We start from the raw sequence: 13,289 nt of genomic DNA, 5'->3' as shown, positions 1-13,289 counted from the left end.
AGCGTGTGCGATGGGAAGGGATCATGCCAAAGGAACGCCCGGAGGCACAGACCCCGCCGCCCGGGGTCCTGTCAGGGTTCGACGACCCAGCTGCCCTTCCGCATCACACCCACGAGGTCGAACGAGGCGTCCAGGACCACCAGGTCGGCGTCCTTGCCCGGCTCCAGGGAGCCGATCCGGTCGTACGCGCTCAGCAGTCGCGCCGGGTTGGCGCTCAGCGCGCGCACCGCGTCGGCGACGGGCAGCCCGTCCACGGTCACCGCCCGCTTGAACGCGGTGTCGAGGGTCAGCGTGGAACCCGCGATGGAGCCGCCCTCGACGAGCCGGGCGACGCCGTCGACGACGTCGACCTCCATCGGGCCGAGCAGGTAGCGGCCGTCGCCGAAGCCGGCCGCGTCCATGGCGTCGGTGATGAAGGCGACCCGGTCGGCGCCGGCGCTGCGGAACGCCATCTCCAGGACGGCCGGGTGGAGGTGGACGCCGTCGTTGATGAGCTCGACGGTGACCCGCTCGTCCTCCAGCAGCGCGGCGATCGGGCCGGGTTCCCGGTGCAGCAGCGAGGGCATGGCGTTGAACAGGTGCGTCGCCACGGTGGCGCCCGCCTCGACGGCCTGCAGGGTGGCCTCGTACGCGGCGTCGGTGTGGCCGACGGCGGCGATGACGCCGTGCTCCGCCAGCATCCGCACCGAGTCGAGCCCGCCCGGCAGTTCGGGGGCGAGGGTGACCATGCGGGCGGTGCCGCGGGCGGCGTCGAGCAGCTTGCGGACGTCCGAGGGGTGCGGGTCGCGCAGCAGCGAGGGCTTGTGCGCGCCGCGCCGGTGCGGGGAGATGAACGGCCCCTCGAAGTGGATGCCGGCCAGGTCGCCCTGCTCGACAAGTTCGGACAGCAGCGCGGCCTGCCGCGACAGGTCGTCCAGGTCACCGGTCACCGTCGAGGCGAGCAGCGTCGTCGTGCCGTGCCGCCGGTGGGTCCCGATCCCGGTGAGGACGGCCTCGGCGTCACCGGAGGAGAAGGACGCGCCGCCGCCGCCGTGCACGTGGATGTCGACGAAGCCGGGGACGACCCAGTGCCCCGTCAGGTCCCGGGTGGACGCCTGGAGCGGGTCGTTCGCGACGATCGAGCGGCCCTCGACGGTCACCCGGCCGTCCTCGACCACGCCGTCCGGCAGCACCACACGGGCACCGGTCAGCACGCTAGTTGCCGCAGTCAAGCGGTCACCTCCACGGAGAGAAGATCCCAGGCGAGCAGCCCTGCGCCCAGGCATCCGGCGGTGTCCCCGAGGGCCGCCGGCACGATGAGGGGGAGTTTCTGGAAGGTCAGCCGCCGCTCGACGGCGGCCCGCAGCGGTGCGAAGAGGGTGTCGCCGGCCTCGGCGAGCCCGCCGCCCACGATCAGCGTGCCCGGGGTCAGCAGGGTGATCCCGGTGACCAGGCCGTCGGCGAGGGCGGCGACGACCTCGTCCCACACGGCCGCCGCGCGGGGGTCGCCGGCCTCGACGGCGGCTGCACAGCCGGCGGCACCGGCGTCCGGGCCGCCGCCCGCGGCCTCCCAGGCGCGGGCCACGGCGGCGGCGGAGGCCGCGGTCTCCAGGCAGCCCCGCTGGCCGCAGCCGCAGTCCGGGCCGCCGGGGCGGACGACGATGTGCCCGAGCTCGGTGGCCTCGACCCGGCCCTCGATGCCGATCGCCCCGGCGATGCCGGTGCCCAGCGCCACGAACAGGAAGCGCTCGGCCCCCTGTCCCGCGCCCAGCCGGCCCTCGGCGAGGCCGCCGGCGCGCACGTCGTGGCCGAGGGCGACGGGGGTGCCGTCGAGGCGGTGGGTGAGCAGGTCGCGCAGGGGCGCGTCGCGCCAGCCGAGGTTGGCGGAGTAGAGCGCGATGCCGGCCCGTTCGTCCACCAGCCCGGGCACGGCGACCCCGGCCGCGGCGGCGGGCTCGCCGTAAGCGCTTTCGCCGTACGCCCGGAGGTCCGCGGCGAAGTCGAGCACGGACTCGACCACGGCGTCCGGACCCCGCTCCCGGCCGGTCGGGCGGCGTGCCTCGTGCAGCAGCGTGCCGTCCGTCGCGACCAGCGCGGCCTTCATGCCGGTGCCGCCCACATCGAGGGCGATGACGTGTCTCACGGGGGACAGTGTCGCGCGGTACACCACAAAAGGTCTAGTCCACTCGTCGAAAGAGATCGCGTACCGCCCGCGGGGCGAGTGGTTTAGACCTCGCGGGGTGCCCGATGGGGACTCCGCGCGACCGGGACGTCACGCAGCGGGTCCGGTCGGACGCGGAACGGGGTGACCGGGGCGCGGATATGGTTGTCGGATGGAACGGGACGAGACCGGGGCGGACGCCCCCGAGGACGGGCTGACGGAACAGGACCGCGCCGTCCTCGACATCGCCCGCCGCGCCTGGGCCGGCCCCGGCGCGAAGGAACGGGCCGTCCGCGAACGCCTCGGCATCTCCCCCACGCGCTACTACCAGCTCCTCAACGCCCTGCTCGACGACCCCCGCGCCCTCGCGCACGACCCCGTCACGGTCAACCGCCTCCGCCGCACCCGCGACACCCACCGCACCACCCGCTGACCGCTCCGCGGGTGACGGGTTGCCCTGCGTCACACCCCGCCCGGTCAACGCCAGGTTCGGCTGTCGCGCCGCCTCGCGCCCTTCGGGCGTAAGGATGCGGGCTGCGGAGGGGGAGGGTGGGGCGGCCCTGGTCGGTGGTGTGCGGGTGGGTGCGTGGCCGGGGTTCGGGCGCCGGAGCGGCGCCGGTGGTTCATGGGCGCCGGTTTCGTTGCCGTCCGCGGGTGCAGATGGCCCCTTCCGCGCCTGTGTCCGGTGGCGGGCGCGCCCGCCGTGACCGGCGTCTGCGGGTGATTCCCCGGCCGGCCTGGGGCTCGGTGGGTGGGCTTTCGAGATCGGGCTATGTTCCGCTGACATGCTCGGCGTAAGCGGGCCCGATCTGCCCAGGCTCATAGATCGGGCTCTGTTCCGCCGAACATGCCGGCGTAAGTGAGCCCGATCTTCCGCGGACCGCTCGACAGCACCCCGAATGAGCCGCGGTCGCCGGTTACGGCGGGCGCGCCACCCACGAAGGGTGGGCGTGGTCACCGGCCATCTGCACCCGCGGACGGCAACGAGACCCGAGGACACCGGAAAGGAAATCCGCTCCGGAGCCTGAACCCGAACCGCCCACTCACCCGCACACTGCCAAGAAGAGCGCCGCCACCCTCCCCGTCCGCAGCCCGCCGCTTTGCGCCCGCAGGGCGCGAGACGGCGGGACAGCCGAAGCACCCACCGCAAGCACCCACCGCAAGCACCACCCACAGCCTCACGCGCACCGACCGGCCCCGGGAATACCGCCGGAGGCGGGATGCTTCCGTACGCCGGGCATGCCCCCCGCAGGGGTCGGTATGGTCGGGGGCATGAGCCGCAGCCGCAGGGACGAACTGCCGGTACCCACGACGCCCGAGGGCAAGGACGGCCTGGCCGCACTGCTCGCGGAGCCCCGCAGGGCCGTGCTGGCACTGGACTTCGACGGGACGCTGGCACCGATCGTGCCGGATCCGGACGCCGCGCGGGCCCACCCCCGTGCCGCCGCCGCGCTGGCCCGGCTGGCCCCGCGGATCGGGTCCGTCGTGGTCGTCACGGGCCGCCCCGCGGGCGTGGCCGTGCGGTACGGGGGCTTCGCGGGCGTACCCGCGCTGGAGCACATGGTCGTGCTGGGTCACTACGGAGCCGAGCGCTGGGACGCCCGTTCCGGCGAGGTCAAGGCGCCCGGCGCGCACCCCGGGGTCAACGCCGTGCGCGCCGAACTGCCGGGCGTGCTGGACGCGATCGGGGCGTGGCACGGTACCTGGGTTGAGGACAAGGGTCGCGCGGTGGCCGTCCACACGCGCCGCACGCAGGATCCGCAGGCCGCGTTCGAGGCGCTGAACGGGCCGCTGCGCGAACTGGCCGACCGCCACGGGCTGATCGTCGAGCCGGGCCGGATGGTGCTGGAGCTGCGGCCGCCCGGGATGGACAAGGGCGTCGCCCTCAACGACTACCTGCGCGAGGTCGGCGCCGGTCCCGTGATGTACGCCGGTGACGACCTCGGCGACCTGGCCGCCTTCGGGGCCGTGGAGAAGCGGCGCGCCGACGGCCTGCCCGGTGTGCTGGTGTGCAGCGGCAGCGCCGAGGTGGCCGAACTGGCCGCCCGGGCCGACCTCGTCGTGGACGGCCCGGAGGGCGTCGTCGCGCTGATCGACGCCCTCGCGGACGCCCTGGAGGAGCGGGACCCTCAGGACGGGGCCGAGACCCAGCCGCCGGTCAGCGACTGAACCGCGGACCCGTCGAGATCCGCGAGCTTCACACCCGTGAACTCCCGGGCCCGCTGGGAGGTCTGGACACGGAAGGGCGGACGCTCGGCGGTCAGGACCCCGACGATGGGCGCCGCGGCCTCCTCGATGGTCTGGGCGGCCGCGAACGCCTGTGAGGTGCGGTCGAGGTAGTGGGTGAGCGCGGGCCGGTAGGGCCCCGCGGCCGCGGCGTAGGCCGGGATGTCGATGCCGAGGTTGGCGACGAACTCGCTGCCGACCGCGCCCGGTTCGACGACGCTCACGGCGACCCCGACTGCGGCCGCCACGGGCGCGAGCGACTCCATGTAGCCCTCGACCGCGAACTTCGCGGCGCAGTAGGCCTCGTTGAAGGGCTGCCCGACGACCCCGCCCACGCTGGTGACGGTGACCAGCCGCCCGCCCGAGGCGCGCAGGTGCGGCATCGCGGCCTTGGTGACCTCGACGACGCCGAAGAAGTTGACCTCCATCGTGGCGCGGACGTCCGCGACCGTCTCCAGCTCGATCGTGCCGACGTGCCCGGCGCCGGCGTTGTTGACCACCGCGTCCAGGCCGCCGAACTCCACGACGACGTCCTCCACGACCGCGGCGACCAGCCGGGGGTCGGTCACGTCCAGCCGCCTGACGTGGACGTGTTCGGCGACCCCCGCCCCGGCCGCGGCCTCGCGGAGGGCGTCCGCCTTCCCGGGGTCGCGCATGGTCGCGACGACGCTCCAGCCGGCGCGGGCGGCAGCCACGGCGGTGGCCAGGCCGATGCCGGAGGAGGTGCCGGTGATCAGGACGGTCCTGCGGTTGCCGGTGGTCATGCGGTGGTTCTCGCTCTCTGCGGGTGCTGATGGCAGCAGCCTAGGCAGCCGTTGCGTCCCGGCGGCACGGCAGGCCGGAGCGGCCCCGGATCCGTGACGCGGGCCGGGCGATCGTCGTCGCGGCCAGCGGCCAGCGGCCCGCGGCCGTCAGCCGCGGTTCGGGGAGCCCGCGTCGTGGACGAGGAGGGCGATCTGGACCCGGTTGTTCAGGCCGAGCTTGCCGAGGATGCGGGAGACGTGGGTCTTCACCGTCGGCACGCTCATGTGGAGCCCGGCCGCGATCTCCGCGTTGGACCGGCCCTCCCCGATGGCGAGGGCGACCTCGTGCTCCCGCTCGCCCAGTGACGCGAGCCTGCGCCGGGCGGTGGCCCGCGCGCCGCGTCCTCCCTCGGCGGCGTCGGAGCCGCAGCCGGCGACCTGGGCGATCAACTGCCGCGTCACCGCGGGGGACAGCACCGGCTCGCCGGCCGCCACCTTCCGTACCGCCTCGACGATCTCGTGCGGCGCGGTGTCCTTGAGGACGAACCCCGCGGCGCCCGCGCGCAGCGCGCGCAGCACGTGCTCGTCGGTGTTGAAGGTGGTGAGGACGATCACCTCGGGCGCGCCCGGCAGCGCCCGCAGGGCCTCGGTGGCCGCGAGCCCGTCCACGGTGGGCATGCGGATGTCCATGAGCACCACGTCGGGGGAGTGCTCCCGGACCAGCGCCGCGACCTCGCCGCCGTCGCCCGCCTCGGCGACGACCTCGACGTCCGGAGCCCCGCCGAGCATCATCCGCAGTCCGGCCCGCACCAGCGGGTCGTCGTCCACCAGCAGCAGCCGCACCATCCTCACGCCGCCCACGGTAGCCAGGCGCGCACCCGGAAGTCCCCGCCGGACCGGCCGTGTTCCAGGTCGCCCCCGGCGAGGGAGGCGCGCTCGGTCAGCCCGATCAGCCCCTGCCCGGCGCCGGGGATGGCGGGCACCACGGCCGAGGTGGCCGGCACCGGGTTGCTGACCTCGACCGTCAGGCCCCGCGCGGGACCGCCGGCGAGCCGCACGGTCACCTCCGTGCCCGGGGCGTGCTTGCGCGCGTTGGTCAGCCCCTCCTGCACGATCCGGTAGGCCGTGCGCCCCGAGGCGGCGGGCGCCGCGGACACGGCGTCGTCCTCCGCCTCCAGCACGATCCGCATCCCGGCGTCCCGCGACTCCTCCACCAGCCGCGGCACGTCGGCCAGCGTGGGCTGCGGCCGTCCGGCCGCGCCGTCCGCCGCGCCGGACCCGTCCGGCTCGCGCAGGACGCCGATGATGCCGCGCAGGTCGTCCAGCGCCTGGTGCGCGCTCTCCCGGATGACCCCGGCGGCCCGCTCGATCTCCGCGGGGGACGCCCCCGGGTGGAACTCCAGCGCGCCCGCGTGCACGCTCAGCAGCGACAGCCGGTGCGCCAGCACGTCGTGCATCTCCCGCGCGATCTCCTCGCGGGCCTGCCGCCGCCCGCGCTCGGCGTACGTGGCCAGCAGCTGGCGCCGGGACCGCACGTAGAGCCCCCAGCCGATCGAGCCCGCCATGATCACGAAGAAGGTCATCGCCGAGCCGGTCTCCGGCAGGTCGGGGTCGGGACCCCGCGCCACGAACACCGGCAGCGGAGCGAACGCCAGGGCAGCCACCCAGGCCGTCGTGCGCAGCGGCCGGTACGCCGCCACGGTGAAGACCGCCACCGCGGTCGGGCCGCCCACCAGGTGGGCGAACCAGCCCGTCACCAGCAGCACCACCGCCAGCTGCACCGGCCACCGCCGGCGCAGGAACAGTGCCGCGCACGCGGCGGCGCTGACCGCCTGCTCGACGGGCCCGACCGTGGCACCCACCCCGTCCACGGACAGCACGGAGAAGGCCGCCGCACCGAGGAAGACCGCGATGTCGGCGACGATGCCCTTCCGTACGCGTCGCATTCCTCCGAATGTACGGACCCGGGGCGCCGGCACCACCCCCGCGCCCCAAGTCGAGACTTTCGGACGACAGTCCGCGCGCGATCGGCGACTTTCGCCGACAGCCCGCACGTACGCCTGCTCCCTAGCCTCGTGGCATGAAGGGTTTCCTCGGCTTCCTCGGCTTCGTACTGCTCTCCCAGGGCATCGGCGGCATCACCTACGAGCTCACCGGCGGATGGTTCCGGCTGTGGGCGCTGACGCACCGGATCGGCTTCCTGGACGGCTACGAGATCTACGTGTGCGTCCTCCTGGCCGTGCTCGGCGTCGCGGTCCTCTTCGCGGTGGAGTCGGCGGGCAAGCGCTCCTGACCCCCGCCCGCGCACGGCCCGCCCCGGTCCCCCGTTCCTTTGTGACGGGGGGCCGGGGCGGTGGCACGTGGAAGGGGTGGGGTCACCAGTTGTTGTTGTCCCGGACGATCGCCGCGCACTCCACGACGGCGCGGGCGGTGGGGCTGAAGTTGGTCGACGGGGTTCCGTTGATCTTTCGGACGGTCACGGACCACCCATTGCCGGACCGCTGGCTCGTCAGTACGTGCAGGTCGCTGCTGCTGAGGACGAAGCCGCCGCCGGTGACCTCGGTGCGCGAGGGGCAGCGTGCCGAGACCGTAACGGTGGACATGTCGGCCACGACGGCGGAGACACCCAGGAACTCGGCGGTCCTCAGCCGCCCGAAGTTGTCACGGTTGCCGTTGCCCTGGACGGGGTGCGAGGCGGCGTCGTCGGCGACCGCGGTGGTGCGCGCGGCGGCGGAAGCGTTAGTGGGACCAACGAATGCGGTGGTTGTGACGACCGCGGCGGCGACCGTCATGGCTCCGGCGACACCCCAAAGCACCTTACGACGGGGTCGACCGGACATGGTCTTCTTCGCTCGTATGTTCATCTCTCTGCCTTCGAAGATGACGGAAGGAGCTCGCTCCGGGTCGAAGCGATTGCGCTCATCGTCACCTTGTGCGAGGTGTTCCGCACTTTGAGTGACCAAAGAGGATGAACGTGTCCAGGTCCAGATCTGACGGAGCGGCGGAACGTCGCTCAGTCGGCCGTCCCGGTCGGGACCACCCATTGCACGGGTTGGCCGGTGACGCCGGCGATCACGTCGAAGTCCCCGTCGTAGTGCAGGACGGTCGCGCCGTGCCGCTCCGCGGTCGCCCCGATGATCAGATCCGGAAGGGACAGAGCCTTCCAGTTGCCTGTGGCGGTGAGGCGTGTCTGCACGTCCAGTGCGCGGTCCCAGGCCTCGTCCGGCGTCGGCAGGCAGTCGAATCCCCGCATCCCGTCGCGGATGCGGTCCGCGTCGGCCTTGGACCGCGCGCTGTGAAGTACCTCCAGTTCGACGGCGCCGCAGATGGCGAGCAGCCCCGCGTTGCGGAGAGGCTCGATCACGGCCTTCACCGAAGGTTTCGGGTAGCGCGCAAGGGCGGACTTGTCGGTGAGGAAGCGATCCCTCATGCGGCCCGGTTCGGGTCGTCCGTTGACGCGACCTCGCCGGTGAGGTCCGGAAGGCCGCCATCCTCCAGCCAGTTGAGGAACGAGGCGCGCTTGCGGCGCTTGATCGCGTCTTCCAGGGCGGCGTTCACCGTGGCGACCTTGGTCGTGGTCCCGAAGATCTCGGCCGCCTCCGCCAGCATCTGGTCGTCGACGTCTATGACGGTGCGGGTCATTCGAGCCTCCTCCGGCAGGGGTGTCCGACTCGGCGATATCAAAATGAGCCGTAGATGATATCGGCGGCCACTGACGGCTTCACGCGGGGCCGCTGTCGCGTGATGCCCGCGCGGACCAGGGCGGCGCCGCGCGGGGTACCCGACGGGGCGTCGGATGCAGATGCGGGGGCGGTGGTGGCGCAGGGCGGGCAGGGGCCGGTCCGGCCGGGGGGCAGCGGGTCGCCGCAGCCGGGGCATTCGGGGAGCGGGGCCGCCGGGGCGGCGGGGTCGCGGGCGGGACGGGGTGCGGGGAGCTTGTCGCGCAGGCGCCGGGCGATGAAACCGGCGGGGGAGTGGACGGCGTGCGGCAGCCCGGAGGACAGGGCGGTGCCCAGTTCCAGCTCGCTCGCTCCGTGTGCCAGCCAGCGGGCGGCGAGGGGGGCCAGCCGGGCGGCCTCGGCGACGCCGAGGGCGAGCCTGGCCTCCCGCCGCCCGAGGCGCTGCAGCGCGGCCGCCGCGCGGGCGACCAGCGGCCCGTCGGCGAGGGGTTCGGGGTGGGGGGTGTTCTCCTCCACCTTGTTCTCCCCCTTGGGGGATGCGCCGACGGCCCGTACGGACGGCGCACCGGCGGTCAGGATGCCGCCACCCGGAGCCGCGAAGGCCGCCTCGATCTCGGCGGGGTCGCGCAACGGCACATTGGAGACGAGTACCCGGGTGGTCCAGCGGCCGGTCTCGGGGCTCTGGGTGCGGCGGGTGTGCACATAGCCCTCCGCCTCCAGCTGCTGCCGGGCCCGGCGCAGGGCGATGCGCCCCTCGGGCATCTTCTCGCCGATGGACTGCAGGGTCTCCCGGGACCCCTCCGGCAGCGAGAGCGCCCACTGCAGCAGCCGTACGGCGGTGCCGTTCAGGCGCGGATGGCGGATGAGGTCGTTCGGCGTCTGGGAGAAGAAACGGGTCGGCGGGATAGCATGGCGGATCATTTGCGGGGCTCCTCTAGTAAGCCTCGTACGTGTAGGCCCCCGGCCGGTGTTGGAGCACCACTGGGGGCCGCTTCATGCGCTGGGCACGAAGGGTGATCGGCCGATTACTCTACCGGTGTCCCGGTGTTGTCCGCGACGAAGGCGACGAACGCCGCCCACGCCTCGCCGGTGAAGGCCAGTGCGGGCCCGGCGGGGTCCTTGGAGTCCCGTACGTGCACGGCGCCGGGGGCGTGGGCGACCTGCACGCACTGGCCGCCCTCGCTGCCGCTGTAACTGCTGGTGAACCAGGCGAGTCGGGATGTCATAGCTCCCCCGCAATCTGCTCGATCACTCCGGCGGAGTCCCCCACGCTGAGGGCCTGTGAGCGGATCATCGCATAGCGCTGGTGGAGTTTGCTGACCTCGTTCCGGCCGTCCACCAGCACGCTGCGGCCCTGGACTTCGAGATATGCGAGCAGCCGCAGATCCGGGGTCTCCAGCAGCGACATGGGGCCGTCGAAACCGGCGTGCGCCTCGTGGGAGAGCGGCATCACCTGGACCGTGACGTGGCGCAGCGCGGCGGCCTCCAGCAGCCGCGCCAACTGGCGCCGGTGCACGGCCCGTCCGCCGACCGGGCGGCGCAGCACCCACTCCTCGACGACGAAGGCGAGCTGCGGGGCGGGAGCGCGGGTCAGCAGCGACTGCCGCGCCAGCCGGGCGCGTACACGGCGCTCGACCTCCTCCGTCTCCAGGGTGGGGCAGTAGGCGCCGAGCACGACGCGGGCGTAGTCCTCGGTCTGCAGCAGGCCGTTGATGACGTGGGTGTCGTAGGTGTAGAGGCTCACCACCGCCCGCTCCAGCTCCGCGTACTCCTCGAACCAGGAGGGGAACTCGGCCCGTTCCAGATGGCACGCCGCGGACCGCAGCAACCCGCCGCCGTCGCCCAGCAGGGCTCCCGCCCTCTCCACGAACGCCGGAGGCGGCATCCGCTCGCCGCGCTCGATCTTGACGACCAGCGACTTCGAGTAGCCCACGTGCGCGGCCAGTTCGTCCGCCGAGACCCCGCGGGCCTCCCGCAGTGACCGCGCCACGGAGCCGAACATCCGCATGCTGGCCGAGCCCTCGCCCTTCGCGGACACGGCACCACCTCCCGGTACACACGCCGTACACAGCCGCGGACCGGTCCCGACACAACTGATCCGTGGTCAGATCCGCCCTGGTCAGGCTAGCGACGGCAGGGAACCGTTGGACGCATGACGCAGGAATCTCCACCCACGGCGGCGATGCGCGTCGTCGCCGAGCCCGCCCGCATCGCCGAGGTCCGCCGGGCCGTACGCGAACAGCTCCGCGCCTGGGGGCGCGAGGACCTGGCGCCCGCCGCCGCGCTGTGCGTCACGGAGATACTCGCCAACGTGCACCGGCACGCGGGCTCCCCGGAGTGCGAACTGACCCTGGACGACCTGGCCGCGGAGGGGGTGCGGGCCGCGGTCAGCGACCGCTCCCCCGTCCTGCCGGTCCCGGCTCCCGGGCCGCCGGACTGGGCGGCCGAACGCGGGCGCGGCCTGCACCTGATCGCGGCGGCGGCTTACCGGTGGGGCGTCCGGCCGACGCCCGACGGCAAGCAGGTGTGGGTGGTGCTGCGGTGAGGCTCGCCTCGTGGACCTGGCTGGACGACACGGCGTTCGGGCCGGTGGCGTTCCTGCTGCTGGCCCATCCGCACGGGAGCGGCACGGCGGAACTCGCCGCCCTCCTCGGGCTCGCCGAGCCGGGGCGGCGGCTGCCGGAGCTCGGCGAGCGGATCACCGTCCCGCGTCCCGGGCGGGCCACGGTGTGCGGCGCGGACGGCGGGGCGCTGCTGGAGGTCGCGGCCGGGGAGCGGTGGTCCGCCTTCGTCGCGGGCGGCGGACCGGTCGCGCTCGTCGTGGGGCTCGACCCGCTCGCCCGCCGCGCACCGCTGCCGGAGGTCGAGGTGTACCTGGCCCTGGGCACGACCGCCGGGCGCATCCGGCTGGGGATCAGCCGGCGGGCACCCTCACCTCCCCGCTGACCGCGCCGCGCGCGCCGGCGCCGGGCGAGGTTCAGCCCAGCGCCCGCAGCTGGTCCAGGAACCACTGCTGCGGGGGGAGCGCCGTCGAGGCGGCCACCAGCCGCTTGGTGGCCTCGGCCCGCTCGCCGTGCGACACGGACAGCGCCTGGTGGAGGGCGTTCGCCGTGGCCCGGATGTCGTAAGGGTTGACCACGAACGCGTCGTCGGCGAGCTCCTCGTACGCCCCCGCCTCGCGGGAGAGCACCAGCGCCACGCCGTCGTCCGAGACGACCGGGATCTCCTTGGCCACCAGGTTCATGCCGTCGCGGATCGGGTTGACCAGCGCGACGTCCGCCAGGCGGTAGGCGGCCAGGGAGCGCGCGAAGTCGTCCTTGACGTGCATGACCACCGGCTGCCAGCCCGGCGTCGCGAACTCCTCGTTGATCTCCTCGGCGAGGTCGGAGACCTCGTCGGTGTACTCCCGGTAGACGGCCAGGTCGTGGCGGGAGGGGTAGGCGAAGGCGATGTGCACCACGCGCCCCTGCCATTCGGGGTGGTCGCGCAGCAGCTGCGCGTACGCGAGCAGGCCGCGCACGATGTTCTTCGACAGCTCGGTGCGGTCCACGCGCACGATGACCTTGCGGTCCGGGCCGCCGACCGCCTCCCGCAGCGCCGCCAGGCGCTCCTCCACGTCCGGCCGGTGCGCCCGCTCCCGCAGGAAGTCGGCGTCCGCGCCGAGGCCGTGCACCCCGATGCGCGTGGTGCGGCCCCGGTGGGTGATCGTCAGGCTGCCCGCGTCGCGGATGACGGACGCGCCCAGCACGTCGGCGCAGCACGCGGCGAAGGCGTCCGCCCAGCGGCGGGTCAGGAAGCCCGCCCGGTCGGCGCCGAGGATGCCGCTCAGCACCTCCGCGGCGACGTCGTCCGGCAGCAGGCGGAAGTAGTCCGGCGGGGCCCACGGGGTGTGCGAGAAGTGGCCGATGCGCAGGTCCGGGCGGCGGGAGCGGAGCAGCTGCGGCACCAGCGCCAGGTGGTAGTCCTGCACCAGCACGGCCGCGCCCTGGCCGGCCTCTTCGGCGAGCGCGTCGGCGAAGGCGGCGTTGTACGCCACGTACGCCGCCCACTGCTCGCGGAAGTCCTCGTCGAAGACGGGCTCCAGCGGGGTCTGGAACAGCATGTGGTGGACGAACCACAGGACCGAGTTGGCGATGCCGTTGTAGGCCGAGGCGAAGGTGTCCGCCGGGATGTCCAGCATCCGTACGTGCTGGCCGCCGGTGTCGGCGGTGGGCAGCCGGCCCGTGCCCCCGGTGCTGCGAAGCACGGCGGCCCGGTCCCCCTCGCCCAGGGCCGCGCAGACCCAGACGGCGTCCGCGTCCGGCCCGATCGCGCTCAGGCCCGACACGAGTCCGCCGCCGCCGCGGCGGGAGGTGAGCGTGCCGTCCTCGCGGAGGCTGTACGACACGGGGCCGCGGTTGGACGCGACCAGAACGCGCGCGGCATGCGATGCGACCATGCGGCCAGCCTAGCCACGCATGCCTGACCGCAAACGTACGAGCTAGCCCAGCCGGGGGTTTC

Annotated in this window: 17 protein-coding genes; 5 read left to right on the top strand and 12 right to left on the bottom strand. The window is 73.9% G+C overall.

Going from position 1 to position 13,289, the window contains the following annotated elements:
- Positions 1-71: 71 nt before the first annotated feature.
- Together nagA and ACFW3D_RS09420 are read right to left on the bottom strand one after the other, a co-directional pair.
- Positions 72-1,265, bottom strand: coding sequence for an N-acetylglucosamine-6-phosphate deacetylase (gene nagA / locus ACFW3D_RS09425; RefSeq protein ID WP_500503153.1), 1,194 nt, complete (start codon positions 1,263-1,265; stop codon positions 72-74).
- Positions 1,208-2,122 carry an ROK family protein gene (locus ACFW3D_RS09420; protein ID WP_500503151.1) on the bottom strand — a complete coding sequence of 305 codons (915 nt, stop codon included), beginning with the start codon at positions 2,120-2,122 and terminating at the stop codon, positions 1,208-1,210. The genes nagA and ACFW3D_RS09420 overlap by 58 nt, the downstream gene beginning before the upstream one ends.
- Before the next feature lie 190 nt (positions 2,123-2,312).
- Between ACFW3D_RS09420 and ACFW3D_RS09415 the strand changes: the two genes are divergently transcribed.
- Both ACFW3D_RS09415 and otsB read left to right on the top strand, forming a co-directional pair.
- Entirely contained in the window at positions 2,313-2,573 is a 261-nt protein-coding gene (locus ACFW3D_RS09415) for a DUF3263 domain-containing protein (RefSeq protein ID WP_500503149.1), read from the top strand.
- 839 nt (positions 2,574-3,412) lie between these two features.
- Positions 3,413-4,309 carry a trehalose-phosphatase gene (otsB, locus tag ACFW3D_RS09410; RefSeq protein WP_500503147.1) on the top strand — a complete coding sequence of 299 codons (897 nt, stop codon included), beginning with the start codon at positions 3,413-3,415 and terminating at the stop codon, positions 4,307-4,309.
- Here otsB and ACFW3D_RS09405 read toward each other — a convergent pair.
- The 3 genes from ACFW3D_RS09405 to ACFW3D_RS09395 form a co-directional block, all read right to left on the bottom strand.
- Positions 4,270-5,130, bottom strand: a complete 861-nt coding sequence (locus tag ACFW3D_RS09405) for an SDR family NAD(P)-dependent oxidoreductase (RefSeq protein ID WP_500503146.1) — start codon at positions 5,128-5,130, stop codon at positions 4,270-4,272. The two genes, otsB and ACFW3D_RS09405, sit on opposite strands and share 40 nt — an antisense overlap.
- A gap of 147 nt (positions 5,131-5,277) precedes the next feature.
- Entirely contained in the window at positions 5,278-5,955 is a 678-nt protein-coding gene (locus ACFW3D_RS09400) for a response regulator transcription factor (protein ID WP_500503240.1), read from the bottom strand.
- Positions 5,956-5,957: 2 nt separating this feature from the next.
- A complete protein-coding gene (locus tag ACFW3D_RS09395; RefSeq protein ID WP_500503144.1) occupies positions 5,958-7,055 on the bottom strand; it encodes a sensor histidine kinase in 1,098 nt (365 codons plus the stop codon).
- Positions 7,056-7,189: 134 nt separating this feature from the next.
- On the opposite strand from ACFW3D_RS09395, the gene ACFW3D_RS09390 reads away from it, so the two are divergent.
- On the top strand, positions 7,190-7,402 hold the full coding sequence (locus tag ACFW3D_RS09390) for a hypothetical protein (protein WP_500503142.1): 213 nt from the start codon (positions 7,190-7,192) through the stop codon (positions 7,400-7,402).
- 82 nt (positions 7,403-7,484) lie between these two features.
- Here ACFW3D_RS09390 and ACFW3D_RS09385 read toward each other — a convergent pair whose 3' ends face one another.
- From ACFW3D_RS09385 to ACFW3D_RS09360, 6 genes are all read right to left on the bottom strand, one after another.
- On the bottom strand, positions 7,485-7,901 hold the full coding sequence (locus ACFW3D_RS09385; protein WP_500503140.1) for a hypothetical protein: 417 nt from the start codon (positions 7,899-7,901) through the stop codon (positions 7,485-7,487).
- Between the two features lie 221 nt (positions 7,902-8,122).
- Positions 8,123-8,539, bottom strand: a complete 417-nt coding sequence (locus tag ACFW3D_RS09380; RefSeq protein ID WP_500503138.1) for a PIN domain nuclease — start codon at positions 8,537-8,539, stop codon at positions 8,123-8,125.
- A complete protein-coding gene (locus ACFW3D_RS09375) occupies positions 8,536-8,751 on the bottom strand; it encodes a type II toxin-antitoxin system VapB family antitoxin (protein WP_500503136.1) in 216 nt (71 codons plus the stop codon). The genes ACFW3D_RS09380 and ACFW3D_RS09375 overlap by 4 nt, the downstream gene beginning before the upstream one ends.
- Positions 8,752-8,789: 38 nt before the next feature.
- A complete protein-coding gene (locus ACFW3D_RS09370; protein WP_500503134.1) occupies positions 8,790-9,710 on the bottom strand; it encodes a hypothetical protein in 921 nt (306 codons plus the stop codon).
- A gap of 104 nt (positions 9,711-9,814) precedes the next feature.
- Positions 9,815-10,015 carry a DUF397 domain-containing protein gene (locus tag ACFW3D_RS09365; RefSeq protein WP_500503133.1) on the bottom strand — a complete coding sequence of 67 codons (201 nt, stop codon included), beginning with the start codon at positions 10,013-10,015 and terminating at the stop codon, positions 9,815-9,817.
- Positions 10,012-10,827 carry a helix-turn-helix domain-containing protein gene (locus ACFW3D_RS09360; protein WP_500503132.1) on the bottom strand — a complete coding sequence of 272 codons (816 nt, stop codon included), beginning with the start codon at positions 10,825-10,827 and terminating at the stop codon, positions 10,012-10,014. Before ACFW3D_RS09360 ends, ACFW3D_RS09365 begins: the two co-directional genes overlap by 4 nt.
- Before the next feature lie 114 nt (positions 10,828-10,941).
- On the opposite strand from ACFW3D_RS09360, the gene ACFW3D_RS09355 reads away from it, so the two are divergent.
- Positions 10,942-11,334, top strand: coding sequence for an ATP-binding protein (locus ACFW3D_RS09355; protein ID WP_500503131.1), 393 nt, complete (start codon positions 10,942-10,944; stop codon positions 11,332-11,334).
- The gene (locus ACFW3D_RS09350) at positions 11,331-11,735 is read left to right on the top strand and encodes a hypothetical protein (protein WP_500503129.1); all 405 of its coding nucleotides are present in this window, start codon (positions 11,331-11,333) and stop codon (positions 11,733-11,735) included. The genes ACFW3D_RS09355 and ACFW3D_RS09350 overlap by 4 nt, the downstream gene beginning before the upstream one ends.
- 31 nt (positions 11,736-11,766) lie before the next feature.
- Here ACFW3D_RS09350 and ACFW3D_RS09345 read toward each other — a convergent pair whose 3' ends face one another.
- Positions 11,767-13,227 carry an alpha,alpha-trehalose-phosphate synthase (UDP-forming) gene (locus ACFW3D_RS09345; protein ID WP_500503128.1) on the bottom strand — a complete coding sequence of 487 codons (1,461 nt, stop codon included), beginning with the start codon at positions 13,225-13,227 and terminating at the stop codon, positions 11,767-11,769.
- Positions 13,228-13,289: the final 62 nt, after the last annotated feature.

It is taken from the genome of Streptomyces sp. NPDC058864, from assembly GCF_042742985.1.
Lineage (GTDB): Bacteria > Actinomycetota > Actinomycetes > Streptomycetales > Streptomycetaceae > Actinacidiphila.
The sequence above is the reverse complement of the archived record's forward strand: the minus strand, read 5'-3'. Positions and strand labels throughout refer to the sequence as shown.

Excerpts from the sequence above, each read along its gene's own strand:
- nagA (WP_500503153.1), bottom strand. The coding sequence starts at position 1,265 with ATGCCTGGGCGCAGGGCTGCTCGCCTGGGATCTTCTCTCCGTGGAGGT.
- ACFW3D_RS09415 (WP_500503149.1), top strand. The coding sequence starts at position 2,313 with ATGGAACGGGACGAGACCGGGGCGGACGCCCCCGAGGACGGGCTGACG.
- otsB (WP_500503147.1), top strand. The coding sequence starts at position 3,413 with ATGAGCCGCAGCCGCAGGGACGAACTGCCGGTACCCACGACGCCCGAG.
- ACFW3D_RS09405 (WP_500503146.1), bottom strand. The coding sequence starts at position 5,130 with ATGACCACCGGCAACCGCAGGACCGTCCTGATCACCGGCACCTCCTCC.
- ACFW3D_RS09400 (WP_500503240.1), bottom strand. The coding sequence starts at position 5,955 with ATGGTGCGGCTGCTGCTGGTGGACGACGACCCGCTGGTGCGGGCCGGA.
- ACFW3D_RS09395 (WP_500503144.1), bottom strand. The coding sequence starts at position 7,055 with ATGCGACGCGTACGGAAGGGCATCGTCGCCGACATCGCGGTCTTCCTC.
- ACFW3D_RS09390 (WP_500503142.1), top strand. The coding sequence starts at position 7,190 with ATGAAGGGTTTCCTCGGCTTCCTCGGCTTCGTACTGCTCTCCCAGGGC.
- ACFW3D_RS09385 (WP_500503140.1), bottom strand. The coding sequence starts at position 7,901 with ATGACGGTCGCCGCCGCGGTCGTCACAACCACCGCATTCGTTGGTCCC.
- ACFW3D_RS09380 (WP_500503138.1), bottom strand. The coding sequence starts at position 8,539 with ATGAGGGATCGCTTCCTCACCGACAAGTCCGCCCTTGCGCGCTACCCG.
- ACFW3D_RS09375 (WP_500503136.1), bottom strand. The coding sequence starts at position 8,751 with ATGACCCGCACCGTCATAGACGTCGACGACCAGATGCTGGCGGAGGCG.
- ACFW3D_RS09370 (WP_500503134.1), bottom strand. The coding sequence starts at position 9,710 with ATGATCCGCCATGCTATCCCGCCGACCCGTTTCTTCTCCCAGACGCCG.
- ACFW3D_RS09365 (WP_500503133.1), bottom strand. The coding sequence starts at position 10,015 with ATGACATCCCGACTCGCCTGGTTCACCAGCAGTTACAGCGGCAGCGAG.
- ACFW3D_RS09355 (WP_500503131.1), top strand. The coding sequence starts at position 10,942 with ATGACGCAGGAATCTCCACCCACGGCGGCGATGCGCGTCGTCGCCGAG.
- ACFW3D_RS09345 (WP_500503128.1), bottom strand. The coding sequence starts at position 13,227 with ATGGTCGCATCGCATGCCGCGCGCGTTCTGGTCGCGTCCAACCGCGGC.